The sequence below is a fragment of the uncultured Methanobrevibacter sp. genome, from assembly GCF_937906425.1.
Classification (GTDB): Archaea; Methanobacteriota; Methanobacteria; order Methanobacteriales; family Methanobacteriaceae; genus Methanobrevibacter.
The window spans coordinates 1-2,429 of sequence record NZ_CALCYR010000110.1; the positions used below are offsets into that span (position 1 = coordinate 1).

At 27.5% G+C, this 2,429-nt stretch carries 2 protein-coding genes; both read left to right on the forward strand.

Translation table 11 applies throughout. The annotated features are described in order from the left end of the window. Positions 1-289: 289 nt before the first annotated feature. Positions 290-1,324 carry a DUF354 domain-containing protein gene (locus Q0138_RS02880; RefSeq protein WP_297980664.1) on the forward strand — a complete coding sequence of 345 codons (1,035 nt, stop codon included), beginning with the start codon at positions 290-292 and terminating at the stop codon, positions 1,322-1,324. A 299-nt stretch (positions 1,325-1,623) separates the two neighbouring features. Further along, entirely contained in the window at positions 1,624-2,094 is a 471-nt protein-coding gene (locus tag Q0138_RS02885) for a type II toxin-antitoxin system antitoxin SocA domain-containing protein (protein ID WP_297980668.1), read from the forward strand. Positions 2,095-2,429: the final 335 nt, after the last annotated feature.

Sequence of the window (2,429 nt, forward strand, 5' to 3'; positions counted from 1 at the left end):
ATTTTTAGGAATTTTAGAGAATTTTATTTTTATTTTTATTTCTATTTTTAGGAATCTTATTTTAATTTTTAACTTTTTTTAAGAATTTTATTTTTATTTTTATTTACTTTTTTTAGGAATTTTAGAAAATTTTATTTATTCTTTTAATAAAATTATTAATATTGATTATTTTACTAAAATTATTATTTTAATCAAATTTATTCAACTATTGTTTTTGTCTGATTATTTTAACTATTGTGTAATCAGATTTATTAATTAATTAAGATTCTAGATATTTTGAGGTGATTTCATGAAAATATGGATTGATATATCAAATGCCCCTCACGTTAGGTTTTTTAAAGACATTATCAATTATTTTAAAAGTGAAGGGGAGGATGTGCTTGTAACTGCACGTAAATTCGGAGACATTCATAAGCTAATGGACATGTATGGGATTGATTTTGTATCTGTAGGACAACATGGAGTTACTCTTGAAGAGAAACTTAAGGAAAGTGCAGAACGTGTTGTAAATCTTGCAGAGATTATTTCCGGTGAAAATTTTGATGTTGCATTGTCCAAACATTCAATTGAACTTCCAAGGGTTGCCTTTGGTTTAGGAATTCCAAGCTTATATGTTTTGGATAATGAACATGCACAGGCAGCTAATAAATTAACCCTTCCATTGTGCAATAGGATAATCGTTCCTGAAATCATTGACAAATGGAAGCTTATGCAGTATGGGGCAGATCCAAATAAGATTATGGGATATAAAGGAACTTCAGAACTTATGCACTTTAATGATTTTGAATATAATGAAAATATTTTCAATGATTTAGGTTTAGATTTGAAAAAGCAAAAGACAATTTTGATGAGACCGGAACCTTCCCTTGCATCCTATTTGGATACAGATTGCAGAAAGTCTGTATTGTCTCCTGTTGTGGAGAAGTTAAAGGAATATGCAAATATTCTTATTTTACCTCGTTTCAAGGAACAGGCTGAAATATTTGAGGGAATTGAAAATGTAACTATTCTAAAACCTCCTGTTGACACTTCAAGCATTATAAAGGCAGTTGATTTGGTCATTGGTGCTGGCGGAACAATGAATAGGGAAGCTGCCATACTTCAAACTCCTGTTATTTCATGTTATCCTGGAGATACATTGTCTGTAGATCAGTTTTATGTAAATAATGGTTTGATGTATAGAACTACTGATTTGGATGAGATAATTAAACAGGCGCTTAGCTTTATTGTAAATCCACATAAGCCTATTGATTTAGAAACAGACGATTTGTTCCAATTGATTGTGAATAATACTTATGATTTGGCAGGTTCTAAAAAGAAATAGTTTTAATTAAACTATTTTTTTATTTTTTCTTTATTTGTTTATTTTACTTATTTTTAATTTTTTAGTTATTTTTACTTATTTTTACTTATTTTTAATTATTTTCGCTTGCTTTTACTTATTTTTACTATTTTTACTATTTTTACTATTTTTAATCAAATATTTTTTGCTATTATTTTTTTATTTATAAAGTTTATAAATTACTTTTCAAATGCTCTTTCTTTCCCTTTATATGCAATCGTTTCAATATTTAATATTGTTCTTGAATGTATGGGTTTGAGTAATTAGATGGATTAATTAAGATGCGCTTTAAAAAAGAAAAATACATAACGATTCTAATGTTCATTATCAGCAGATGCTCAGATAATTATAATGTTGGAAAAACGGTTTTGTCGAACATTCTTTATTTTATAGACTTTAACTATTTTGAAATCTATGGGGAATCCCTGACTAATGAGATTTATATTAAGTCCTATCTTGGAGCGGTTCCAAGTCATTTTGATGAAGTGGTTCGTGAATTGGTTTATTATGGCAAGATCTATAAAAGGAGAGAGCCTTATTTCTATCACTACATTAATAAGTATTATTTGACAAGCATTCAAAATATTGACTTGGAGTATAAGGAACAGATTATTATCAATGATGTAATCGATAATCTGAGGGATTTCAGTGCAGTTGAAATTGTGGATTATGTAATGGAGGATTTTCCCTTTAAAATGGCTGGCTTTGATGAGTCTATTGATTATTCCTATGTTTTTTATAGGTCTATTTGATTGTCCTGCTTTTTTTGGCTTATTTTTTTATAGCTTGCTTTGATGCAAATAATTAAAATTATTTGGAAAACTTTAAATGTAAGCAGTACATTATAATAATTAATTAAACATTTGTTTAAGAAAAGGTATGGGGGAATTTTATGCATTTATGTCCAATTTGCGGCTATCTGTTAGATAGCGATGGTCGTTGCTGGAATTGTGGATACTGGGCTAAAACCCATCCATTGAATCCATTTTATCCAGGATACTAAAAATTAGTTTTAATTAGTTATTAAATTAATCTTTTTTTAATTTTTATTTTCTTTTTTTAATTTTTATTTTCTTTTTTTAATTTT

What these genes read in the sequence shown, in the direction of transcription:
- Q0138_RS02880 (WP_297980664.1), top strand. Translation starts at nt 290, where the DNA reads ATGAAAATATGGATTGATATATCAAATGCCCCTCACGTTAGGTTTTTT.
- Q0138_RS02885 (WP_297980668.1), top strand. Translation starts at nt 1,624, where the DNA reads ATGCGCTTTAAAAAAGAAAAATACATAACGATTCTAATGTTCATTATC.